This window comes from Parvivirga hydrogeniphila, assembly GCF_023371205.1.
Lineage (GTDB): Bacteria > Actinomycetota > Coriobacteriia > Anaerosomatales > Anaerosomataceae > Parvivirga > Parvivirga hydrogeniphila.
In genome coordinates this window covers 1,105,027-1,128,135 of the sequence record NZ_JAMCCO010000001.1, presented here as the reverse complement: position 1 = coordinate 1,128,135, position 23,109 = coordinate 1,105,027, and the positions used below count along the sequence as shown (strand labels likewise).

21 protein-coding genes, 2 tRNA genes, 1 other RNA gene and 1 riboswitch are annotated in these 23,109 nt (G+C 68.7%); of the genes, 5 read left to right on the top strand and 19 right to left on the bottom strand.

Annotation, left to right across the window (positions count from 1 at the left end):
* Window positions 1-85: 85 nt before the first annotated feature.
* The 3 genes from MX659_RS05730 (at window position 86) to rnpB (ending at window position 669) form a co-directional block, all read left to right on the top strand.
* Window positions 86-159: transfer RNA gene (locus tag MX659_RS05730), tRNA-Gln, on the top strand.
* 18 nt (window positions 160-177) lie between these two features.
* Window positions 178-254: transfer RNA gene (locus MX659_RS05725), tRNA-Glu, on the top strand.
* Between the two features lie 68 nt (window positions 255-322).
* An RNA gene (rnpB, locus tag MX659_RS05720) (RNase P RNA component class A) lies at window positions 323-669 on the top strand.
* A gap of 14 nt (window positions 670-683) precedes the next feature.
* Here the strand turns inward: rnpB and MX659_RS05715 are convergent.
* The gene (locus tag MX659_RS05715) at window positions 684-2,654 is read right to left on the bottom strand and encodes a magnesium chelatase subunit D family protein (protein ID WP_267192473.1); all 1,971 of its coding nucleotides are present in this window, start codon (window positions 2,652-2,654) and stop codon (window positions 684-686) included.
* 80 nt (window positions 2,655-2,734) lie between these two features.
* Window positions 2,735-3,676 carry a hypothetical protein gene (locus MX659_RS05710; RefSeq protein ID WP_267192472.1) on the bottom strand — a complete coding sequence of 314 codons (942 nt, stop codon included), beginning with the start codon at window positions 3,674-3,676 and terminating at the stop codon, window positions 2,735-2,737.
* Between the two features lie 127 nt (window positions 3,677-3,803).
* Here MX659_RS05710 and MX659_RS05705 point away from each other — a divergent pair, with 127 nt between their 5' ends.
* Window positions 3,804-5,504 (top strand): exonuclease domain-containing protein, encoded by a 1,701-nt coding sequence (locus MX659_RS05705; protein WP_267192471.1) that lies wholly within the window; start codon window positions 3,804-3,806, stop codon window positions 5,502-5,504.
* Here the strand turns inward: MX659_RS05705 and MX659_RS05700 are convergent.
* Window positions 5,467-6,309, bottom strand: a complete 843-nt coding sequence (locus MX659_RS05700; protein ID WP_267192470.1) for a deoxyribonuclease IV — start codon at window positions 6,307-6,309, stop codon at window positions 5,467-5,469. The genes MX659_RS05705 and MX659_RS05700 overlap by 38 nt on opposite strands.
* 50 nt (window positions 6,310-6,359) lie before the next feature.
* Here MX659_RS05700 and dinB point away from each other — a divergent pair, with 50 nt between their 5' ends.
* Window positions 6,360-7,556 carry a DNA polymerase IV gene (gene dinB, locus MX659_RS05695; protein ID WP_267192469.1) on the top strand — a complete coding sequence of 399 codons (1,197 nt, stop codon included), beginning with the start codon at window positions 6,360-6,362 and terminating at the stop codon, window positions 7,554-7,556.
* Here the strand turns inward: dinB and MX659_RS05690 are convergent.
* The 16 genes from MX659_RS05690 to plsY all read right to left on the bottom strand — a co-directional run bounded on the left by MX659_RS05690 (window position 7,553) and on the right by plsY (window position 23,109).
* Entirely contained in the window at window positions 7,553-10,915 is a 3,363-nt protein-coding gene (locus MX659_RS05690) for a DNA polymerase III subunit alpha (protein ID WP_267192468.1), read from the bottom strand. The genes dinB and MX659_RS05690 overlap by 4 nt on opposite strands.
* A gap of 11 nt (window positions 10,916-10,926) precedes the next feature.
* On the bottom strand, window positions 10,927-11,343 hold the full coding sequence (locus tag MX659_RS05685) for a DUF6504 family protein (RefSeq protein WP_267192467.1): 417 nt from the start codon (window positions 11,341-11,343) through the stop codon (window positions 10,927-10,929).
* Between the two features lie 135 nt (window positions 11,344-11,478).
* The gene (locus tag MX659_RS05680) at window positions 11,479-12,135 is read right to left on the bottom strand and encodes a metal-dependent transcriptional regulator (protein ID WP_267192466.1); all 657 of its coding nucleotides are present in this window, start codon (window positions 12,133-12,135) and stop codon (window positions 11,479-11,481) included.
* Window positions 12,136-12,531: 396 nt separating this feature from the next.
* Window positions 12,532-12,912 carry a 6-carboxytetrahydropterin synthase QueD gene (gene queD, locus MX659_RS05675; protein ID WP_267192465.1) on the bottom strand — a complete coding sequence of 127 codons (381 nt, stop codon included), beginning with the start codon at window positions 12,910-12,912 and terminating at the stop codon, window positions 12,532-12,534.
* 8 nt (window positions 12,913-12,920) lie between these two features.
* Window positions 12,921-13,376, bottom strand: a complete 456-nt coding sequence (locus MX659_RS05670; protein WP_267192464.1) for a ribonuclease HI family protein — start codon at window positions 13,374-13,376, stop codon at window positions 12,921-12,923.
* The gene (locus MX659_RS05665; RefSeq protein ID WP_267192463.1) at window positions 13,373-14,116 is read right to left on the bottom strand and encodes a zinc ribbon domain-containing protein; all 744 of its coding nucleotides are present in this window, start codon (window positions 14,114-14,116) and stop codon (window positions 13,373-13,375) included. Before MX659_RS05665 ends, MX659_RS05670 begins: the two co-directional genes overlap by 4 nt.
* Entirely contained in the window at window positions 14,095-15,189 is a 1,095-nt protein-coding gene (locus tag MX659_RS05660) for a Nif3-like dinuclear metal center hexameric protein (RefSeq protein ID WP_267192462.1), read from the bottom strand. Before MX659_RS05660 ends, MX659_RS05665 begins: the two co-directional genes overlap by 22 nt.
* The gene (locus tag MX659_RS05655) at window positions 15,186-15,992 is read right to left on the bottom strand and encodes a histidinol-phosphatase HisJ family protein (protein ID WP_267192525.1); all 807 of its coding nucleotides are present in this window, start codon (window positions 15,990-15,992) and stop codon (window positions 15,186-15,188) included. Before MX659_RS05655 ends, MX659_RS05660 begins: the two co-directional genes overlap by 4 nt.
* Window positions 15,993-16,040: 48 nt before the next feature.
* Window positions 16,041-16,757: a hypothetical protein gene (locus MX659_RS05650; RefSeq protein ID WP_267192461.1), complete on the bottom strand. Its 717-nt coding sequence runs from the start codon at window positions 16,755-16,757 to the stop codon at window positions 16,041-16,043.
* A gap of 333 nt (window positions 16,758-17,090) precedes the next feature.
* Window positions 17,091-17,552 (bottom strand): 6,7-dimethyl-8-ribityllumazine synthase, encoded by a 462-nt coding sequence (ribH, locus tag MX659_RS05645; RefSeq protein WP_267192460.1) that lies wholly within the window; start codon window positions 17,550-17,552, stop codon window positions 17,091-17,093.
* A gap of 2 nt (window positions 17,553-17,554) precedes the next feature.
* Window positions 17,555-18,787 (bottom strand): bifunctional 3,4-dihydroxy-2-butanone-4-phosphate synthase/GTP cyclohydrolase II, encoded by a 1,233-nt coding sequence (locus MX659_RS05640; protein WP_267192459.1) that lies wholly within the window; start codon window positions 18,785-18,787, stop codon window positions 17,555-17,557.
* Window positions 18,788-18,812: 25 nt separating this feature from the next.
* Complete coding sequence (locus tag MX659_RS05635) at window positions 18,813-19,478, bottom strand: riboflavin synthase (RefSeq protein WP_267192458.1); 666 nt, start codon at window positions 19,476-19,478, stop codon at window positions 18,813-18,815.
* Entirely contained in the window at window positions 19,478-20,617 is a 1,140-nt protein-coding gene (ribD, locus tag MX659_RS05630) for a bifunctional diaminohydroxyphosphoribosylaminopyrimidine deaminase/5-amino-6-(5-phosphoribosylamino)uracil reductase RibD (protein ID WP_267192457.1), read from the bottom strand. The genes MX659_RS05635 and ribD overlap by 1 nt, the downstream gene beginning before the upstream one ends.
* Window positions 20,618-20,627: 10 nt before the next feature.
* Window positions 20,628-20,747, bottom strand: a riboswitch (FMN riboswitch).
* Between the two features lie 27 nt (window positions 20,748-20,774).
* Window positions 20,775-21,446 carry a ribulose-phosphate 3-epimerase gene (gene rpe, locus MX659_RS05625; RefSeq protein ID WP_267192456.1) on the bottom strand — a complete coding sequence of 224 codons (672 nt, stop codon included), beginning with the start codon at window positions 21,444-21,446 and terminating at the stop codon, window positions 20,775-20,777.
* Window positions 21,447-21,454: 8 nt separating this feature from the next.
* Complete coding sequence (locus MX659_RS05620) at window positions 21,455-22,474, bottom strand: NAD(P)H-dependent glycerol-3-phosphate dehydrogenase (RefSeq protein ID WP_267192455.1); 1,020 nt, start codon at window positions 22,472-22,474, stop codon at window positions 21,455-21,457.
* Window positions 22,471-23,109: a glycerol-3-phosphate 1-O-acyltransferase PlsY gene (gene plsY / locus MX659_RS05615; protein ID WP_267192454.1), complete on the bottom strand. Its 639-nt coding sequence runs from the start codon at window positions 23,107-23,109 to the stop codon at window positions 22,471-22,473. The genes MX659_RS05620 and plsY overlap by 4 nt, the downstream gene beginning before the upstream one ends.

The window sequence follows — 23,109 nt, the reverse complement described above, 5'->3', positions numbered from 1 at the left end:
AGTGGCGATCTGCGCTTGACACCACCGAAGGCGCTGGGTAGCATACCTTCTCGCGCCCGGCAGGGCGGCCGCAGGATGTCGCTACTGGGGCGTCGTCTAATGGCAGGACAGCGGATTCTGGTTCCGTATGTGGGGGTTCGACTCCTCCCGCCCCAGCCAGACGACGAAACCGCATACGGCCCGTTCGTCTAGTGGACTAGGACACCGCCCTCTCAAGGCGGAGATCACGGGTTCGAATCCCGTACGGGCTACCATCACCAACCGACCGCCGCGAGGCGGTCGTTCGTTGTCTGTGGCGCGTCGGTGGTACACTATGCCGTGAGGAGCGGGCTGGACGGCCGCGCGCGCACACGATGCGCGTGAGGAAAGTCCGGACTCCACAGGGCAGGGTGCAGGCCAACAGCCTGGCGGGGCGACCCGACGGAAAGTGCCACAGAAAAGAAAACTCCCCCGCATGCGCGGGAGAAAAGCTGAAACGGTGCGGTAAGAGCGCACCAGCGCCACGGTGACGTGGCGGCTTGGCAAACCCCACCCGGAGCAAGGGCGAATAGGAGCGGTCAAGGCTGGCCCGGCCGTCGCTCGGGTATGCCCGCTCGAGGCCGTCGGTAACGGCGGTCCCAGATAGATGGCCGTCCTCGACAGAATCCGGCTTACAGGCCCGCTCCTCGCTTCAGCACTGCGCCTCAGCCGGCGGTCCCGATGCGCTCCTTGACGACGCCCAAAAGCGCCTGGCTGTCGACGGTGGTCAGCCGCACGTAGTCCGCCCCGGCGACGCGCGCGATCTCCCGCGCGGCCGAACCGCCGCCAGGAACCGCCGTGGTATCGATGACGATCGCGTTGATGGAGCGTTCGCGCACCTGCTGCGCTGCGACGCGCGCATCTTCCGAGCCGAGACCGCCGTTGACTCCGACGTTCGCGCGGCCATCGGTGACGAGCACCAGCCAGGGCACGATCTCGTGATTGCGCTTGCGTTCGGACTCCAGGATCTCGAGCGAGCGGATGAGACCGTGCGCAAGCGGGGTCGCACCGCCGACGGGAAGCGAACGGAGCTTGAGCTGCGCAAGCTCCACGCTCGCCGTGGGAGCGAGCAGCACCTCTGCGCCTTCGCCTCGAAACGCGACGAGCCCAACGCGGTCCCTTCGCTGGTACGCGCCCACGAGCAGCTCGAGGACGGCCGCTTTGGCTGCCTCCATGCGGTTGGAAGCACCCATCGACCCGCTCGCGTCCACACAGAAGACGATCGAGGCGCCGACGCGCTTGGTGCGCACCTTGTTGCGGAGGTCGGACGGCTCGAGCGTGATCGCGAGATCGCCTTCGCGGCCCGACTGGTGCGGAGCGGCGGCGCGGATCGTCGCGTCGAACGCCACGTCGATGCGCGCTCCGGGTCGGACGGGCTCTGATCTCGTGTACCGTCCCGTCCCGTCACGTGACGTGCTCTGCTGCGTGCGCCCGGTGACGGAGCGCCGGATGCGGTCGAGGTCCTCGTCCAGGCGCACTGCCGGAGCCGTTCCATCGGCGGCACCGCCCTCGCTCACACGGACACGCACGGCCGCCTCACGCTCGGCGTCAGACGATGACCGGGGGTCTGCGGCGGACGTCGTCTGGGCTCCATCGTCGTCCTGTTCGGAGCCTCCTGCGTGCGCAAGCGCGTTGCGCAGGCGTTCGCTCGCGGGCTGCTGCTCGTCGAACGGCGTCTTGCGCATGCGGTGCGCGAGCACCATGGGCGCGACGGCCTTGATGTGCGCGGGGCGCACCTCGCGCTCCCCGTTGAGGAGCGCGAACGCCGTGGCGGCACGGGCCATCACCAAATCCGCGCGGTGACCTTCGACGCCCAACGACGCGCAGATCGAAGCGATAAGGAACAGCAAGTCATCGTCCACGGCGACGTCGTCGAGGTGGTGCCGTGCCTCGATGATCGAGCGGCGGACGGCGTCATCTGCGGGCGCCCACTCGCGCTCGAATGCCCGGGGGTCGTCCTCGAACGCCCGGCGGCGGCGCATGACCTCGACGCGCAAGGCAGGGTCTGCGATGGTCTCGACGTCCACGCACAGCCCGAACCGGTCGAGAAGCTGCGGACGAAGCTCCCCTTCCTCCGGGTTCATGGTCCCGACGAGGATGAACCGGGCGGGGTGCTCGTGCCGGACCCCTTCGCGTTCGACGACGTTGACCCCGCTTGCCGCGACGTCGAGAAGCGCGTCCACCAGGTGATCGTCGAGGAGGTTGACTTCATCGACGTACAGGATGCCACGGTTGGCGTCGGCGAGCAGGCCCGGCTCGAACGCGCGCTCGCCGTGCTTGAGCGCGTGCTCGATGTCCAGAGTGCCGACGAGGCGGTCTTCTGTCGCGGAGACGGGGAGGTCCACGACGCGCACCGGGCGCCTCGACCGGGAAAGAGGCCCCTCCTTGGCACGGGCGATGCACTCGCTGCACAGCGACGCGAGATCGTTGGGGTCGCAGCCGTAGCGGCAGCCCTCGACGACCTCGATGGGCGGCAGGATCGATGCGAGCGCTCGCACCGCCGTGGACTTCGCGGTCCCCTTGTGGCCGCGGACGAGCACTCCGCCCACGCGAGGATCGACGGCGTTGATGAGCAGCGCCGACTTCAGCGCGTCTTGTCCGACGATAGCCGAGAACGGAAAGCGTCTGCGCGTCACGGTGCGCTTCTCCCGTCAGAAGAACGGCCCGGCTACAATATACTGTAGCCGGGCCGCGCGCGCCACCGATATTTTGTGGCTCAGAAGGAGCGCCACTGGAACGTGCCGCACTCGGCGGGAGTGCTCTCCCCTGCCTTCGGGCACGTGTTGTAGTACACGCAGTCCTTGCAGGTGTACGCCCCGATCTCCAGTTCCCCGGAGGGCTCGTACGGCTTGGCCTCAGGTTCTGGCACCTCTTCGGGAGCCGAGGGCGGTGCTGCGGCCGGTACGTCTTCGGGGTACTCGCCCATGATGACCGGACGCACAGGCTCGAGGTCCGGGGCTTCCTCAGCCGCGGCGGGAGCTGCCTCCAGCGAGGGCCCGGCCGTCTCGATCGAGAACCCGGCCGGCTCCGCGGAATGCTCGACGACGCCGAGCGGTTCGGCAACGGGGAGGTCTACGGGCGCTTCGCTCACGGCTGGTGCAGGTCCCGGAGCAGGCGTGGCATCGGAACGCGTGACAGCCGCTTCCTCGATCGGCGGCGCCGGCACGTCGATACCTTGCTGGGCGAGGCTGTCCGCAGCGCGTCGCAACGCGTCCAGCAGGGCCTGGTCGTCGACGTCGCCGACGGCCTCGGCGGGAGCTTCCGGCTCGCTGTACGAAACGGCGTCGTAGGACGCCAACGAGGCGGCCAGATCATCGAGCGCAGGCGCTCCGCTCTCGACGGCGGGTTCTGCCTCCACGGCGAAGGCGTCCTCGACGGTCGGCTCTTCTGCCCCGGTCGCCTCCTCGAGGGCCTCGACCAGAGGCGGGACCGAGACCTCAGGCGGTGCCTCGGTCGGCGCTTGTGCGCGCACCACGAGCACCGGCGTCGCAGCATCCAGATCGACGAGGTACAGGTCGTAGCCTTCGACCCACGTGTCTTCTGAGGACGCCAGCTGCTTGACGGCCGAGAGCGCCTCCTGCCTGGTGGGAAGCACCGTCTCGAGCACCGAGACCGCTGCGCCAGTCGCTGGGTCGATACCGATCACGAGGAATCTCATGACGCGCTCCTCACTCGCCGTGGTGATTCTCGTAGAGCGTACACCAATGCTACGCCCGAGGACTGTGACGGGCAACACACGCCGGCGCGCTGTGATAGGATGGCCTCACGACGACACGGCAGGCCACATGCTAGGCGACACGAGACTCAAAGACGGGGACTTCGTCGCCGTCGACATCGAAACCACCGGGCCTGTCCCGGGGCACGATTCCATCATCGAGATCGGAGCCGTTCGCGTGAGCAACGGCGCCATCGTCGGGTACTTCGCGACCCTCGTGCGTCCGAGCACGCCTGTCCCTCCCGCCATCGTCGAGCTCACCGGCATCACCGATGAGATGGTGGCAGACGCCCCGTCGGTGACAGACGCGATCCTGGCGTTCCGGGCGTTCTCGGAAGGCGCCGTTCTCGTCGCGCACAACCATCGCTTCGACATGGGTTTCCTCGATTACGAGTCCGAGCGCGCCGGCTGCAGTCCGATACCGCGTCCCGTCCTGGACACGCTCTCGCTCTCGCGACGTCTGCATCCCGCGGAGCGACGGCACAACCTCCGTGACGTCTCGGTGCGCTACGGCACGTCCGCCGCGCCGACGCACCGCGCGCTCGCTGACGCGCTCGCGACCGCCGAAGTCTTCGCAGCGATGCTCGACGAGCTGCTTGCGATGGGCATCTCCAGCGCAGCCGACGTGGCTCGTATGTGCGGCCTTCCCGCTCGGGGCGACTTCGCCTGCAAGCTCGCACTGACGACCGACCTTCCCGACGCGCCAGGCGTGTTCGCCTTGCGCGACGAGCACGGAGGCGTGCTCTACCTCGCCCGAGCGAGACGGATACGCTCGCGGGTCAGGAGCTTCTTCTACCGGTCGCCGGACGATCCAGCGGCAAGCGCTGTCGCGCGTACCGCAGAGGTCCGGGCCTTCGCCTGCACCTCCGGGCTGCACGCGCAGCTCTTGGAGAGCCGCCTCAAAGCGCGCTACGCACCGCCTTTCAACGACGACAACGAGCGCGGGCGCAGAGCGGCCTACATCCGCGTCGACACCAAGCAGGCGTTCCCGACGCTCACCGTCATGACCCGACGGCCAAGGACCGGGATGGCCATCGGACCGTTCACGAACGTGTGGGCGGCACGCCGGGTCGTCACGGCGGTCCGCGAGCACTTCGGCCTTCGCATGTGCGGACGGCGATTGAGCGGCTCCCCTGCCGAATGCGCGCATCGGGTGTCGTCGTCCTGCCCCCGGCCGTGCATCGGAGCGGTCAGCCGCGAGGAGTACGGCGCGCGACTGACCGCGGCTCTCGCCGTCTTCGAGGGGGGCCACGCCCGGTTCAAAGCGACGCTTCAGGCGTTGCGCGAGCGCGCCGCGATGGATTTGCGCTACGAGGACGCCATCGTGTATCGAGACACCTTGAAAGCGCTCGACCGATGCGTATCCGGGCTCGAGATCGTGAAGGCCGCGACCTCTGCCAGAGGCTTCGCGATCGTCGAGAAGGCAGGCGGTGAGGCGACGGCGATCCTCGTGCGCCACGGTCGCGTCGCTGCCATCGTGCGCGGCGGCCTGGACGGAGAAGGCCTGGCCCGCTTCGAGCGGCGGCTGATCGCCGCTGCGCGCCGGGCGTATGCTCCGCAGCGGATGGCCGAGGACGTGCACGACCTTTCCGGCCGGCAGCTTCGCGAGCTGTTCATCGTCGATACCTACCGGCGGCACGTGCGCCCTGACGAGGTCCCGCTTCACGCTGGGCCCGACGAGCTGGCGGCTGCGGTGCTGGCGCTTGTGGTGCCAGCGGACGAGCAAGCGAGCGTCACCGGTCGCGAAGCTCCTTCAAGCGCGCGACGTTGATGACGTCCTTGGAAGGCGTCTCTCCGGGCATCTCGGTGACCACATCGGCTGCTCGCACGACGTCCTGCTCGAACATGAGGGCGAACCCTCTCTGCCCGATCGTGCCCTCGCCGATCCACGCGTGCCGGTCGCGACGCGAGCCGCACGCGTAGGTCGCGTCGTTCGCGTGCACGAGGGCCACGCGGGCGCCCTCGCGCTCGATCGGGTCGAGAAGGCGCTTCCATCCGGCTTCGGTGGAAAGGTCGTATCCCGCGACGTGAGCGTGGCACGTGTCGATGCAGATCGCGGCCCTGCTCCGGTGTTCGGTGGGGATCGCGAAAAGGACGGCGAGGATCTCTTCTGCCGTCGCGCCGAGCGTCGACCCGGAGCCTGCGGAGTTCTCGAGGTAGACGCCGGCTGCGCATCCTTCGGTCTGCGCGAGTGCTCGCGCCAGCGCTTCGGCGGCCCGTGCGCAGGCGTGCGGACGCGCGTCGGGTGAACTCCCGAGATGCGTGACGACGGCCGGTGCTCCGAGGGCTTGAGCTCGCAGGATCTCGTCGGCGAGCGCGGCGATCGAACGCTCCCACAGCGCGTCGTCTTTGCTCGCGACGTTGATGAGGTAGGCTGCGTGCGTCGCCGCGAGGGCCAGGTCGTGCCGAGCAAGCGCGTATCGGAACGAGCCCACCTCTCCCTCGTCGTGCTTCGGCGAGCGCCATTGGAGCGGGGACTTCGAGAACACCTGCATCGTCTCGCACCCCACCGACGCCGCGTACGCCACGGCCTCAGCAAGCCCGCGTCCGGTACGGATGTGCGCTCCGATGCGCATGCGGCTCCCATCTCTGACTGGGCGACACTGCGTAGGATTACACTTCTTCCATGGCCGTGGAACGCACAGCGTGGCGTGGACGCGCGATCCTGCACATCGACATGGACGCGTTCTTCGCTTCCGTCGAGCAGCTCGACGACCCGCGCTTGCGCGGACGCCCCGTCATCGTCGGCGGGGACCCTTCGTCGCGCGGCGTCGTGGCGACGGCGTCGTACGAAGCGCGGGCGTTCGGCGTGCGCTCGGCCATGGCTTCGGCAACGGCCGCACGCCTCTGCCCCGACGCGGTGTGGGTGCGTCCGCGATTCGAGCGGTATCGCGAGGTGGCCGAGGACGTGCGGCGCGTGCTGCGGTCGGTGACGCCACTCGTCGAGGTCGCCTCCATCGACGAAGCGTACCTCGATGTGACGCCTGGCGAGACCGGCGACGACCCTGTGGCGCACGCGCGGGCCATCGCTGACGCGGTGCGCGGCATGGGGCTTTCGTGCTCGATCGGCGTCGCGACGTCCAAGACGGTCGCGAAGATCGCGTCTGACCAGCGTAAACCGGGCGGGCTCGTCGTCGTTCGCCCCGGCGAGGAGGCCGCCTTCCTCGCTCCTTTGCCCGTCGGGGCCATGTCGGGCATCGGTCCGGCTGCGCAGAAGCGCCTGGGGAGGCTTGGCATCTTCACGTTGGGCGGTCTTGCGGCGCTTGATGAGGCGAGCGCTGCAGCCGCGCTCGGATCCTTCGGGCAGGTGGCGGTCCTCCGTGCACGAGGCATCGACCCCCGCGCCGTCGTGACCGAGCGTCCCGTCAAGAGCATCTCGAACGAGGCGACCTTCCCTGCCGACCTGCCGTTCGCAGAGGCCGCGCAGCGCTTGGAGCCTCTCGTGGCGAAGGTCGCGTCGCGGCTGAGAGCGCGCGGGCTTGCTGGACGCACGCTGACCGTCAAGGTGCGGTACCCGGACATGGCGACCCGCAGCGCGCAGATGACGCTGGAGCAGCCCACCGACCTCGAACAAGAGATGCTGCCGGCAGCGCGCGAGCTGCTTGCGTCGCTGTCGAGGCCTGGCGCGCGCGTCCGCCTCCTCGGATTCGGGGTGTCGGGGCTGAGCGAGCCCGTCCAGCAGATGGCGCTTATCGACGCGGAGCGCTCCTCTTCGGACCGCGATCGAGCGAGCGCCCTTGCGAGGAATCTGGACGAGATACGCAAGCGATTCGGCCCCGGAGCCGTGCGGCGCGGCCTGAAGGGCGGCACGGGAGGGTCTTAAGGATCCTCAGCGCACGTCGCACACGCAGTGTCGCCCTCGTCTTCCGGCACGCCTGCAAGGCCGCGCTGGGGCCCGAGCGGCCCTGAGGGGACTGCGCGTCTGAGGCGCACCGGCGCGCCATCGCGCGCGCGTACGACGTACGGCTCGATGCGTTCGGCCACGATAGCAAGCCCTCGCTCAGGGTTGTTCTGGAGCGTGCCTTCGACGAGGTACGCTCGGTTCGATACGATGACGTCGCCGAAGCGCTGCAGCACGTCCTCGAACACGACCACGTCCAGCAGCCCGGTCGCGTCCTCCAGAGTGAGGAAGCACGTACGCTTGCCTGAGCGCGTCGGCGGGGTCTGCGCCCGCTCGCGGACGCCGACGACGCGAACGGAAGCGCGATCTTCCGACCCCGGCAGGTCGGCGGCCCGCACCACGCCTCGTCGGTCGAGGTCCTCGCGCGCGAGGTCGAGCGGATGGCAGCTCACCGAGAGCCCGAGGATCTCGAGCTCGGCAGAGACGCGGCGTGCGACCGACCAGCCCGATGGGTGCTCCGGGCACTCCGATGGCCGCGCCCGGCCTGGAGCGATGAGGAGCACGTCGTCGCCAGCGACCCCCTCGCGCGCGATCACCGCTTTCAGCTCAGGCAGCATAGCGAGCATCTCGTCGCGGGTCGGAGGACGCCTTGCGTCGGTGAGGCCGAGGCCGTCGAGAGCGCCGACGCGGACGAGCTGCTCCGCCTCGAAGATGTCGGCCCTCGTCCGCCTGAGGAAGTCCGCAAGGTCGCGGAACGGCCGGCGCTTCCTCTCTTGCACGATAGCGGAAAGCGTCCGCTGCGTGATGCCGCAGACGTCTTTGAGGCCGATCCGGATCGCCTGGCCGTCTGCCTCCACGGAGTGCGCAGCCTCCGAGCTGTTCACGTGCAGCGGCATGACCTCGACGCCGTGTCTCCGGACGTCGTTGAGGACCGCGCGCGGCGTGTAGTAGCCCATCGGCTCGTTGTTGAGGATCGCGCACGCGAACTCGGCCGGGAAGTACCGCTTGAGCCATGCGCTCGCGTACGAGACCACTGCGAAACACGCCGCGTGCGCCTTGCAGAACCCGTACGCAGCGAACCCCTCGATCTGCCGGAACACCTCCTCGGCGACGCTGCGCTCGATCCCGCGCGTAACCGCATGCTCGACGAACCGCTCGCGGATCGCCTCCATCTCCGCCCGGGACCGGTCCTTGGTCATGGCGCGTCTGAGCAGGTCCGCCTCGGAAAGCGAGAACCCGGCGATCGCGTGCGCGACGCGAAGCACCTGCTCTTGGTACAGGATGACGCCGTAGCTGTCCCGGAGCACCTCTTCCATCGCGGGGTGCGGCACCGAGACGGGCTCGATGCCGTGGCGCCGTCGGATGAACGGCGTGATCATCTCGGCCTCGAGCGGACCGGGGCGGAACAGCGAGATCGCCGCGATGATGTCCCCGAAGGTACGCGGCTTGAGCCGCGTGGCGAGGTTCCGCTGCCCGCTCGATTCCAGCTGGAAGACGCCGACCGTGTCTGCGCGGGCGATCATCGCGAAGACCTCAGGGTCGTCCGGCGGCAGATCGAACGGCTCAGAGACGGCATCTTCGCCGAGACGCGCCCGTGCGAGCGCAACCGCATCGCTGATGGCGGAGTGCATGCGGAGCCCCAAGATGTCCATCTTCACGAGACCGAGCGCCTCGACGTCGTCTTTGTCGTACTGCGCGACTGCGACGCCTTTGCCTGCGACCTGCAACGGCGCCCACGTCCAGACCGGCTCTTTCGTGATGATGAATCCACCGAGATGGGTTCCCAGGTGCATCGGGAAGCCCGCGAGCTCCTCTGCGATCTCGACGACAAGACCGTAACGCTCCTCGTCGTGGAGCGGGTGGTTCCTGCACTCCGGGTACGTGGCGAGCACCTCGCGCAGGCGGCGTGCGCTCGCCCACGGGAGGTTGCGGGAAAGCGCGTCCACCTCGCGCGGCGGCAGCCCGAGCGCGCGGGCCGCCGTGCGCACCGCGCCACGGGCCCCCATCGTCTGGATCGTGGCGACCATCGCGACGTGATCGTCCCCGAACCGGCGGTAGATGTACGCCACCACCTCATCTCGTCTGCGCGAGTCGAAGTCGATGTCGATGTCGGGCATCTGCCTGCGCGCGGGGTTCAAGAACCGCTCGAACAACAGGTCGTGCCGTATCGGGTCTGCGTCGGTGATGCCGAGCGCATAGGTAACGATGCTGTCGCCCGCGCTCCCCCGTCCGGTGGCGCGGATGTTCCGCGAGCGCGCGAAGTCGACGATGTCTTTCACCACCAAGAAGTACTCGGCGAATCCAAGCTCTTGGATGGCCGCAAGCTCTCGTTCGAGCCGAGCGACCGCCTCGGGGGTGATCGGCCGGTAGCGCCTCTCAAGCCCCGCCCACGCTTCTTTCGCGAGCACCGAATACGGCGTCTCCCCGCGAGGCACCTCGACGCTCGGGAAGTGGAGCGTCCCAAGACCCAGGTCGAGGTCGCACCGCTCGGCGATCTCAAGGGTGGCGTCGCATGCCGACGGGACGCCTGCGAACAAGCGGCGCATCTCAGACGCCGGCTTCAGCCACAGCTCGGCGTTCTGGCGATCGTAGGGGCCGGGCAGCCTCGTGCGGGCGCCGGCCGCGGCAAGCACGTCGTGCAGCCGGAAGTCTCGCTTCTCGACGTAGTGGACGTCGTTGGTCGCGACGACAGGAAGCCCGAGGCGATCCGCAAGGGCGACGAGCGTCGCGACGTATCGCGGGCTTTCCGGAACGAGCAGGTTCATGAGCTCCACGTAGAAGTCTCCCGGTGCGAAGCACTGCGCGAGCGCGGTGAGCGCACGCTCCGCCCTGCCTGGTCGCCCTGCGAGCACCGCGGCGCCTGCTTCCCCGTACGGGCACCCCGAAAGCCCGATGAGCCCCCGCGAGCAGCGGGCCAGGTCTTCGAGCCCGGCGACCGACGGCCGTTGGGTCTTGCCGAGGTGCATACGGGTAAGCAGCGCGCACAGATTCGCGTACCCGATGCGGTCTTTCGCGAGGAGCGTCAGGTGGAAGCCGTGCCCTGCGGCCCTGCCGAATCCAGCAGGCGGAGGGAGCGGGAGCCGAAGGTCCGGCGGTGCGTCCCCCTCATCGCCGATGCACCCTGCCGGCTCGACGACGACCTCGGCGCCGATGAGGGGACGGATCCCCGCCTTCTGCGCTGCCCGATAGAACCTGACGGCGCCGGAAAGCCCTTGGTGGTCGGTGAGCGCGATCGCCGGCATGCCGTAGGCGGCGGCACGCGCGACGAGCGCGCCCAGGTCGGCTGCACCGTCCATGAAACTGAAGTTCGAGTGGACGTGGAGGTGGACGAAGCTGGCCATCGTTCGTTCGCTCAGTCGACGACCCCCACGAGCAGCCAACGGCCCTCGCGGCGGTCGAACGCGAGATCGTACAGGCCGCCGCGCGCCAAGACCCGGAAGCAGCGGCGGCTCATCCGGGCCCGGGGGTCCCACCACGCGCGCTCGACGCTCCAGGTCTGCACGAGCGCGTCCACGCGGTAGCGCGTGCCGTTCCACACGAATGCTGCCGGGGCACGCTTCGACCCGTCCCAGTCGACCTCGACGAGCTCTTCGCGGCGCTTGCCGGACCCGAGCGGGCCGCCTTTGAGCTGCGACCCACGGACGACCCACGGGCTTTTCAGAAGCTCGAGGATGACCGGCGTTCTCGTCGCCTGACCGCTGAAAAGGTCGAGCGGCTGCCCGGCTCGGTCGGCTGGCCGGTACTGCTTGATCGCGCGATACCGTCCCACGGACGCCTCCCTGCGGATGATGCGCCGGACGCAGAAGGAGCCTTGAGGGGTCTGCGCCCGGCACGGCCAGTATATCGAACACATGTTCGATATACAAGGGAGGTCTGACAGATAGCGTCGGGCCGCCGAGCCGATCTATTCGGCCGACGCGAGCCGCACCACGATGCGTGCCGCCGCTTCTGCGCTCAGGGCGAAGCGCGCGGAGCCGGACTCGACGAGGAGCGCACCGTCGAACGCCGACACGTCGCGGACGAGCACCTGCGTTCCGGGGTACAGCCCGAGGGACGCGAGGTGGTCCAGCAGCCCCGCTTCGTCCTCGTCCACCCTCACGACGACCGCTTCCGTGCCCGGCCTCACCTCGGCAAGCGAGATGCCTGACGACTGCCGGACCGTGCCGCGAGCGTCCGGGATCGGGTGGCCGTGGGGGCAGGTCGCCGGGTTGTCCAAGAACAACTCCAGCGCAGCAAGCACCTTCGGCGACAGCGCGTGCTCGAGCCGGCACGCCTCCTCGTGCACGTCCTCCCACGGCAGCCCGAGGACGTCGGCCAAGAACCGCTCGGCAAGGCGGTGCCGCCGGATCACGTCGAGAGCCGCCCGCCTTCCTGCGTCGGTGAGCTCCACGCGGCCGCGAGGACGGTTCACGTACCCGTCGCGACCGAGCCGTTGAAGCGTGGCGGTCACCGTCGGTCCCGAGACGCCGAGCGCCTCGGCGATGCGGACGGGGCGCACGGGTCCGTTCTCGGACAGTTTGTAGATGGCTTCGAGGTACTCCTCGATCGTGTGGCTCGGCACCCGCAGGACCTCCGGCGTCGGCGTTCGCACCACCTGTCGCGCAACGGTAGCACATGCTGTGCGGCCGGCGGAAGGCGCGGAACATCTGGCCGCCGGACCCACACCGCCGGTCGGTGTCACGATGCCGTATATCGCCACATGCATACCGCTCGGCGCAATCCCGGGAAAACCGCTGCTGACCCTGTTGACGGCCGTGCAACGTCGTCGTAGCATACGAAGCGTCCCGAGAGGTCGGACCTCGAGGACCAGCAAGGCGGCGTACCAGCTGCTGCCGGAGAGGGTCTGGGAGTGAAGGGCCGCGAGAGCAGCCGGATCCCCAGGTCGTCGAAGGCAAGAAACGGGAAACCGCGGCGCAGGTGCTCAGGCGAGATTTCTCGGGACGCCTCTTTGTTGCGGCTACGCCCGCGAAAACACGACGCGCGCGACGGGCGACTCCCAGACGGCCACCTCCAGGACCTGCACCCTGCCGCCGGTGGCCTCTTCCACGCGGACCGTCACCTTCTCGAAGATGATGCGTGCGAGATTCTCCGCTGTCGGGCTCAAGCGGTCGAACGGCGGAACCTCGTTCAGGTACCGGTGGTCGAACTCGGCCAGCACCTCGGTAAGATCGGTCTTGAGATCTTTGAAGTCGTAGAGGATGTCCCGGTCGTCCAGCGTCTCGCCGCCCACGGTGACCTCCACGTCCCAGGTGTGTCCGTGGAGGTTCCGGCACTCGCCTTCGTACGACCGGAGCGCGTGCGCTGCGTCGAAGTGGTACTTCACGGTGAGCGTGTACATGGGGCCTCCTAAAACAGGCGCAGGGAGTCCTCGCCGGCACGCGACGCGGCGTCCGCAGCGCTGTGGTCGTCAAGCGCTTTGTTGCACAGCTCGTCTGCGCGGCGATTGAGCGCTCGCGGCACGTGCTGGAACCGGACGTTTGCGAACCGCGCTACGAGCGCCCTCGCTTGCTCGTGAAGCGGTTTCAGGTGAGGGCTCTTGACCTTGTACACGCCCGTCATCTGCCGCACGAGCAGCTCGCTGTCGAGCTTCACGGAAAGCTCGTCGAACCCGTCATCTGCCGCGGCTTTCAAGCCGGCGATGAGGGCGTGGTACTCCGCGACGTTGTTGGTCGTCTCACCGATGCAGCGGCCGAACGCGACGACCTCTCGCTCGTTCTCGTCATAGAGCGCCACGCCGATGGCGGCAGGACCGGGGTTGCCTCTCGCCGCGCCGTCTGCGTGCAGCGTGCCCCGACGCGTCATTCAGCACGCTCCACGACGAGGATCCGATGGCAGTTCGGGCACTCCCCGATCGGCCCGCCGGACTGCAGGGCCTGCGCTTTGTCAGCGGGAAGGTCGATGCGGCACACCGAACAGCGCCCCTCATCGAAGCGGCCGACGCCGATGCCGTGCTTGGCGTCGCGTACCGCCTCGTACCGTGCAAGAAGCGCGGCGTCGAGCGACGAGGCGAGCGACGCCCGCCTGGCCTCGGCCTGCGCGATGCGCCGCTTGAGCTCGCCGCCTGCGGCCCGGTACTCCTCCACGAGGCGGGCCTCCTTCTCGCGGGCCTTGGTGATGAGCGCATCGATCTCTGAGCGCTTGGTCTCCCCGGCCTCCGCCCGCTCCATCGCGTCGACGAGCTCGGTCTCCTTCTTGTCTTTCTGACGGCCAAGAGCGTCTGCTTCGCGAAGGAGGTTCTGGATCTCCTTGTGGTTCGAGCCGGCGCTGCTGGCCTGCGTCTTCGCCGCAGCGATGTGCGCGTCGATCTGCGCGATCTCGTCTTCGAGGCGCTTGATCTCACGCTCGGCGGCTGCAACGAATGCGTCCGCCTTCTCGCGCAGCGCGTCGAGCTCCTTGAGCTTGTGCCGCAGGCGCAGAAGCTCGGTCTTGACGGGCAGCTCGTCCAGCTCCTTGGTGAGCCGGGCTATCTCCAGGTCCGTCTCTCCGAGCTCGAGAAGCCGCGTGGCCTGTGCCGCATCAGTCACGATCCCGTCACCCGCCATCGTATCGACCTCGGTTCCTGCACCACGGCCTGGGCGCCGACGATGGTCTCGACGACGCTCGCAAGCACACCGACCAACGGATACTCGGTCGCGTCGTGCCCGGCCTCCAGGATGCGAAGGCCGGATTCGAGCGCCGCCAGGGCGTCATGATACCGCACCTCGCCGAGCACCAGGACGTCTGCGCCCGCAGCGCACGCGGCACCGATGAGAGACCCGCCGGACCCGTTCGCGAACGCGACCCGACGAACGGGGTCGCCGGCCTCGCCCCAGATGCGCACGGGCACTCCGAGGCGCTTCGCGACCACGGCCGCCAGGCCGTCAAGAGTCGTCGCCGGAATGTCGCCAACGGCCCCGAGAGAAGCCTGCGCGCGAGGCCTGGTCACGCGGGTCACCGTGATGAGCGGCTCCTCGTACGGGTGCACTGCTCGCGCTGCGCAGGCCACGCGTCCACCGTCGCCACGAGGTGCGACCATCTCCACGCGCACCTCGGCAGCGGCCGTTGCCTCGTGCCCGCCCACGGCCGGCGACGAGCCAGGAAGCGGCGTGAACGTCCCGATGCCAGGCGCTGAGAACGAGCACCGCTCGTACATGCCGATCCGTCCGGCTCCGGCCGCGGCCATCGCATCGATGATGCGACCCTCCGAGCCTTCGGGGGCGTACACCGTCACGAGGTCGAGCTCTTCTGTCCCCTGCTCGAGCGGTTCCATGCCGGTGAACCCGCACGCTCGAGCGAGCGCCACGCGGCCTTCGGGGGAGCGGTCGAGGTTCGTGTGCTCGCTGATCACGGCGACTCCTAACCGAAGCGCCTCCGCCACGATGGCTCCGGCAGGATCGTCCGCAACGATGGCCGAAACGTCGGCGAGGAACGGCGGGTGGTGCGTGACGAGGACCTGGCATCCGCTCCGCGCTGCTTCACGGATCGATGCGATCGTGGCATCGAGCGCGACGTACACGCGCTCGACCGGCTGGTCCGGATCCCCGATCCTGAGGCCGACGCGGTCCCACGGCTCGGCCCACGAAAGCGGAAAGCGACGAGCGAGCATCGCGGCGAGTTCGCCGACACAGACGGTCACAGGGACACCTCCTCCATGCGTCGCCCAGCGACGATGACCGCCGACCGGTACCCGACGCGCCGAAGCGCCTCGACGGCCTGCTCATAGGCGTGCCCGACCTCGCTCGGTGCGTGCGCGTCCGACCCGATGGTCACAGGCACGCCGCGGTCGTGGAGCATCCGCAGGAGCGCCTCACTCGGGTAGATCTCAGCGCACGGCTTGCGAAGACCCGCCGTGCTGACCTCGACGGCCGCCCCGGCATCAGCCGCCGCTTCCGCGAACGCCGCGTACAGCTCAAACGGATCGCGCGCGGGGAGGCGGCAGAACTTCTTCACGAGGTCTGCGTGCGCGATGACATCGGCGAGTCCAGAGCGCACGGCTGCGATAAGGTCCGCGAAGTACCGCTCCCACAGCGCGTCAGTGGACCAGCGTTCGTAGCCGTCCTGCCGGTCCGGGTCGTCGAACGCCCATCCGTCGATGTAGTGCACGCTTCCGAGCACGAAGTCGACCTCGATGCCTGAGAGCATCTGCCGCACATGCTCTTCGTTGCCTGGATGCAGGTCGACCTCGAGGCCGAGCAGGACGCGTGGGCCTCCCGAAGCAGCAGACGACTCCGCCGCAACGCGGACCTCAGCGAGATACTCCGGAAGCTCGGCGCCGGGCATCGCGTACGAGACCGCCTGCGGATCGCGCGTAAGAAGCTCTTCGGGCAGAGGCAGGTGCTCCGCGAACCCGAGGACGCTGATGCCGCGGCGAGCGGCGGCCTTCACGTACTCCGCAGCCGTGCCGTGCCCGTGACGGCATCGCCAGGTGTGGACGTGCATGTCGATCACGGCATCACCGGCGCCTCGCAACAAAGATAGCCACCGGCCTCACGCATCTCGCTGGTCTGCCTCGCGCGCAGCCCTGGCCACACGCAGCACCGCAAGGACCTCGCCCACGTCGACGGCCGCGATCGGAGCGATGATGGCAAGGGCGTGCTCGTGTGCGGCAACGCCGTTCGCGACGAGCCGGGCGAGCTCCTCGATGTCGTCGAGGGTGGCGACCCGCATGAGGCTGTGAGCGCGCGCCTGGCGGATGGCGACCCTCACGACGTCGGCCGCGTCCCGGTCCTTCACCACGAACAGGACGGACGTACGCTCGGGCTGGCTCGCGCGGGCGGCGACCTCTTCGAGATGCTTCACGAAGTGCGCTGCCGCTGCCAGGGTCACGCTTCCCGGGAGGTCGCGCGCGAGCACGACGATACCGGTGGGTGACACCCACGACCCGTCCTGTCTGACGTCGAACCCGAGCCGCTCCCCCGCTTCCCGGACGCGCTCGCGGAACTCTTTGCGCTGCCGCTCCTCACGGGCCTCGCGGGCATCGGGCACGGGAACGACTTCCTCGGAGACTCCAAGGTCGTCGCCAGAGTCGTCCTCGTTCGGGCTCCCACCGAGAAGGTCGCGCACGTCGCTTGTGAGCGCTTCCCGCGCATCCATCGTCAACAGCTCGGCAAGGCGCGGGTTGCTCACCTCGAGCGTGAGCCCGAAGACATTCAACACCGTGTGGCGCTGCTCGGCCGGGTCTCGCCCGATATCATCCTCGGTCATTCGCGCTCCTCCCTTCCAACGGCGTCGCGTGACAAGAGTACATCACCCGATGCGGCTGCGCTGCACTGCGTTCGTCGACGCACCCGGAGCCGCGACGATGCAGTGCGGACGCGCGATGCGCTCGTCTCGCAGAACGAGCCGTTTGCCGCACATCAGGTGCCGTTCGTCGAAACGAACACACCTTCGCTTGTGCCTGGCCAGCCGGGCTGGTATCGTGCGTGTCCCCCGAGGGAGCAAGCGTCCATGGTTGACAGCCACAGGGTGGCGAGAACCCGCTGGACTGCTCATGGAGAGGCCCGATGCGCACGCATCGGGCCTCTCGCTCGCTTCGGGCTACACGCTGGCGAGCAGCTTCGCCATCTCGATGCCGGCCAGCGCTGCGTCCCAGCCCTTGTTGCCCGCCTTGGTGCCAGAGCGCTCCACCGCTTGCTCGATGGTGTCGGCGGTCACGACACCGAAGATCACGGGCACGCCTGTGTCGAGCGACGCCTTCGCCACGCCCTTGGAGACTTCGGCCGCCACGTACTCGAAGTGCGGCGTCCCGCCTCGTATCACCACGCCGAGTGCGAGGACCGCGTCGTACCGGCCGCTTGCGGCCATGCGCTTCGCGACGAGCGGGATCTCGAACGCTCCGGGAACCCACGCGACGTCGACGTCCTCCTCGGCCACGCCGTGCCGCGTCAGCGCGTCCAGTGCCCCGGACAGGAGCTTGGACGACAGAAGCTCGTTGAAGCGGCTCACCACGATCCCGATCTTCAGACCGTGCCCGACCAGGTCGCCCTCGAAGATGGCCATGGTCACTCCCCTTCCGTCAGGTCCACCGGCAGATCGAGCCGGTGCGACATCTTGTCCTTCTTCGCCTTGAGGTACCGGACGTTTTGCACCGTGCATCCCACCTGCAGCGGCACCGCCTCTGTCACGGTCAGCCCGTACGCCTCGAGCCCGACGATCTTCGTCGGATTGTTGGTCATGAGGCGCATGCTTGTAAGCCCGAGGTCCGCGAGTATCTGGGCGCCGATGCCGTAGTCCCGCAGGTCCGCCGGATAGCCGAGCGCCTCGTTCGCCTCGACGGTGTCGAGCCCCTGCTCCTGGAGCTCATACGCCCGAAGCTTCTCCGCGAGCCCGATGCCGCGTCCTTCGTGTCCGACGATGTACAGCAGCACGCCCCGTCCTTCTTCTTGGATGCGCCGCATGGCTTCTTCGAGCTGCGCCCCACAGTCGCACCGCAGCGAGTGGAAGACGTCCCCGGTGAGGCACTCCGAGTGCACGCGCACCAGCACGTCCTTCTCGCCAGCGACCTCGCCGCACACGAGCGCGACGTGGGTCGAGTCGTCCACGAGCGACCGGTACCCGTGCGCGACGAACTCTCCGAAGCGCGTCGGAAGGCTCACCGTGGCGACCCGCTCGACGAGGCGTTCTGTTCGGCGGCGATAGCGGATGAGATCGGCGACGGTGATCATCTTCAGCCCGAATCGCTCAGCGACCTTCTCGAGCTCGGGGCGGCGGGCCATCGTCCCGTCGGGGTTGAGGATCTCGCAGATGACGCCTGCAGGGTACAGCCCCGCCAAACGCGCGAGGTCGACAGCGGCCTCGGTGTGCCCTGCCCGCTCGAGCACGCCGCCGGGCCGCGCGCGAAGCGGGAAGACGTGCCCCGGCATGGAGATGTCCTCAGGCTGTGTCGCCGGGTCGATCGCCGCCAGGATCGTCGCAGCGCGGTCCGCAGCAGAGATGCCGGTCGTGATCCGGCCCTTCGCGCCGATCGAGACGTGGAACGCCGTCTGCTGCGCCGAGGTGTTGACGCTCGTCATGGGCGGGATCTTCAGCTCATCCAGACGTTCGCCGGTCATCGGCAGGCAGATCAGCCCGCGCCCGTGCTGCGCCATGAAGTTGATGGCGTCCGGCGTCACCTTCTCGGCGGCCATCACGAAGTCGCCCTCGTTCTCGCGGTCTTCGTCGTCGACCACGATCACCATGCGCCCAGCGCGAATCTCCTCGAGCGCCTCTTCGATGCTCGAAAACGGGCTGCTCATGCGACCTCCTCGTGACAACGGCACATCATCGGCCTTCTGCGAGCTCGCGCAGCAGGTCCGCAAGGCCGCGCTTCGGCGGAGCAGCAGCGTCCGACGGCGATACGTACGCGTCCACGAACCGCTTGACGTACTTCCCGAGCACGTCCGCTTCCAGGTTCACAGGCGCTCCGATGGGCTTGTCCTTGAGCGTCGTGACCTGCTCGGTCTGCGGGATGACCGCCGCCGTGAAGCCTCGCTCTCCCACGCGAGCGACCGTTAGCGAGATGCCGTCGACGGCGATGGATCCCTTCTCGACGACGTACTCCATCACCGCAGGCGGTGCCCCGAACTGGTAGACCGTGTAGCCACCGGCCGGCTGCCTGAGCTCGACCTTCCCGATGCCGTCCACGTGCCCGGTGACGATGTGGCCGCCGAGGCGGTCGGACAGCCGCAACGCACGCTCCAGGTTCACCTTGGCGCCCTGCACGAGGGAGCCGAGGGTCGTCCGCTCGAGCGTCTCGCCGCTGACATCGGTCAAGAACGCTCCACGGATGAACTTCACGATGGTGAGGCACACGCCGTCCACCGCGACCGAGTCGCCGATGGCCATGTCGCGGCCGAACTCGGGCGCGTAGACCTCCAGGCGCATGCTGTTCCCGATGCGCTCAGCTCGCGTGACGACGCCCTCGCACTCGACAAGACCCGTGAACATCACTCGCTCCTCTCAGCGTCGCGGGCGCGAGGCACCCACACGACGACGACGTCCTCATCGAACACGGCGGACTCCTCGGCACGGTACACGGCGCGAAGATCCGCACCCGCGGCGTCTGCGGGACCCAGGTACGACGGAGGCGCCGCATTGCCAGCGAATCCCCCCGCAGTCACCACCGCGAGCCGGTCGATCGCCTCCGCACGGTGCAAGGCCGTGAGAAGCGCAGGCCCCGGTTCAACGAGCACGTCGTCCACGCCGTACGCAGCGATCGCGCGAAGCGCGCCGTCGATGCCGGACGCGTACTCGTAGAAGACGACATCGCCTCCTGCCGCCCGGAACGCGTCCACCTGCCGCGCATCGGCCCGCTCCGAGACCACCAGCGCCACGGGACCGAGGCCGTCTTCGAGCATGCCGAGCCGTGGCGCAGGGACAGAGGTCCGGGCGATGACGAGGCGCCGCGGTTGCCGCTTCGTGGGCCGACCGCTCGCATCGCGGACCGTGAGCGCGGGGTCGTCGATCGCGGCGGTCGATGCGCCGACAGCGACGGCGGTCGACCGCGCGCGAAGCATCATCGTGGCTCTCGCACCGCCAGCACCGGTGATCCGCGCGCGCCTGTTGACCCGCAGGGCCGGCTTGCCATCGAGCGAAAGGGCCACCTTCACGGTCACGAACGGCCTGCCGGTGCGTATCCGGTGCAACCACGCCTCGTTCTGGCGCTCGAACGGGCCCGGATCGGGCGCGAAGCGCACGACGACGCCTGCCTGCTCGAGCGCCTCCGCGCCGTTGCCGGTGACGTCAGGGTTGGGGTCCCGCATCCCGATGACGACCTCGCGCACGCCGGCCCGGACGAGCGCTGGCGTGCACGGCGGCGTCTTTCCGAAGTGGTTGCACGGTTCGAGCGTGACGTACGCTGTGGCGCCAGACGCCTCGGCGCCAGCGGTCTTGAGCGCGACGATCTCCGCGTGGTCCTCTCCCGCACGCGCGTGGAAGCCTTCGCCGACGATGCGCCCGTGGCGCACCAGCACGCAGCCCACGAGCGGGTTGGGGCTCGTCGTACCGCGACCGCGTTCAGCGAGTTCGTACGCACGGCGAAGCATCGGGTCGTCGATGCGCTGTGCGTCGTCAAAGAACAGGCTCACGCCTTGCTCGACCTTCCTTCTCCCGTCCGGACTGTCACCGTCGGCACCGGGATCTCACCGGTTCGGCCCCTCTCGGGGTTCGCGGGCTGTCACCGCCGGTGGGGACTTGCACCCCGCCCTGAAGAAAGCACCCGTATGCTACCACCCGGTCGGCCGCTCAGCAAACCGCCGTTGTGGCGGCCGTCCTGAGATCGACGAGCGCAGCGCCAGGGTCCTGCGCGCTGAAGATGGCGTTTCCCGCCACGAGCAGCGTGGCCCCCGCCTCGACGACCGCGCGCGCCGTGCCACCATCGATGCCGCCGTCGACTGCGATCCGGGCGGCGCTGCCGGTCGACGCGATCATGCGTGTCAGCTCGTGGATCCTTTCCAGGGACGCCGGGATGAACGCTTGTCCGCCGAAGCCGGGATCCACGCTCATGACGAGCACCTGGTCGACCTCCTGAAGCACGGGTTCCACGAACGAGAGCGGTGTGCCCGGGTTGAGCGAGACGCCGGCGCCTCGTCCGGCCTCCTTGATGGAGCGGACGACGCGATGGACGTGGCGGCACGCTTCGACGTGGACGACCACGATGTCCGCCCCGGCGTCCAGGTACCACTGCACCGTGTCGTCGGGGTTGTCGATCATGAGGTGCACGTCGAGGGGAACGTGCGCGATGCGCTTGAGGGCCCTGACGACCGGGGGACCGACGGTGAGGTTCGGGACGAAGTGGCCGTCCATCACGTCGACGTGGATGAGGTCTGCGCCCGCGCGTTCCACCGCCCGTATCGCGCTGCCGAGGTCGGCGAAGTCTGCCGACAGGATCGATGGGGCGATCAGGACGTTCGACACGCTGCCTCCTAGTCCTCGACGAGCCCCATCCCGTGAAGCTCGTCTTTGGCCTCGCGTCCCATGAGCGCATCAGCGGCGCTCGAAACGGACGCTCCCTCGTACAGGATAGCGCGGACCTGGTGCGTGATGGGCATGTCCACGCCGACGCGCCTTCCGAGCTCATCGACCGCGATGCACGCGAGCGCCCCCTCGGCGACCATGTGGGTCTTGGCCGCGTAGCTCTCGACGGTCCCACCGTGCGCGACGTGCTCGCCGAGCCCGCGATTGCGGCTGTGGCGCGAGGTGCACGTCGCGATGAGGTCACCGACGCCGGCGAGCCCCATGTACGTGAGAGGGTTGGCGCCGAGGTGCGTGCCGAGCCGCGCCATCTCGGCAAGCCCTCGCGTCATGAGCGTGGCCTTGGTGTTGTCACCGTATCCGAGACCGTCCGATATGCCCGCAGCGATGGCGATGACGTTCTTCGTGGCTGCAGCGATCTCCACGCCGACCACGTCCGGGTTCGTGTACACGCGGAAGGTCGGCGCGGAGAAGATCTCGCGCAACGCAAGGCCGAGCGTCTCGTCGTACGCGGCCACCACCGACGCCGACGGGATGCCGACGCTCACCTCCTCAGCGTGGTTCGGCCCAGAGAGCGCCGCGATACGCGTCGTCCCGCCGAGGACCTCTGAGAGCACCTCGGTCATGCGAAGGAGGGTCTCGCGCTCGAGTCCTTTGGCGAGGGACACGACGGGCGTCGTGGGCGCCAGCGCGTCCCGCATGGCTTCTGCGATGCTCCTCACTGCGTGCGACGGCGTGGCCACGACCACGACGTCTGCGCCGTGGACCGCGGCCTCGACCGAGGATGTCCCGCTGACCGCCTCAGGGAGAGCCACCGAGCTCAGGTGGCGCGGGTTGCGGTGCTCCGAGGATATGCGCGCTGCCGCTTCAGGGTCGCGCGCCCACAGCGTGACCGAGAGGCCTTTGCCTCCGAGAAGGGCGGCCATGGCCGTGCCCCACGAGCCTGCTCCCACGATCGCGACGCGCGTCATGCGGGCACCGCCTCACGAACGCGGCCCAGCCGCGGCTCTTCCCCGCGCATGATGCGACGGATGTTCGAGTGGTGACGCCAGAACACGAGGGCGCCCGCTGCGAATCCAAGCAGCACGAGGGCCGTCCTGTCGCCGTACATGATGATGACCAGCATCGGGAACTCGAGCGCGAGGACGACCGAGGCGAGCGACACCATCCGACCCACCAGAAGAACGGTCAAGAACGTCACGAGGAGGACGAGGGCGCCGGTCGGCATGATGACACTCACGGCTCCGGCCGCGGTAGCGACGCCTTTCCCGCCCCGGAATCCGATGAACGGCGAGAACGAGTGGCCCGCGATCGCGGCGAGCGCGCAGGCGACGAGCCCCCAGTCGTGCGGCCGCTCGCCGACACCTGACAAGACCACGCGAGCGATCGCGACTGCCGCGGCACCTTTCGCGACGTCCAGCACGAGCACGGCGATACCGGCCGCCGGGCCGAAGGTCCTGAAGACGTTCGTCGCGCCAGGGTTCCCGCTGCCGTGCTGACGGACGTCCGTCCTGAAGAACAGGCGGCTCACGATGACGGCGAACGGGAGGCTGCCCAGCGCCAGCCCGATAGCGACAACGGCGGCTATGCGCACCCAGACGTCCAC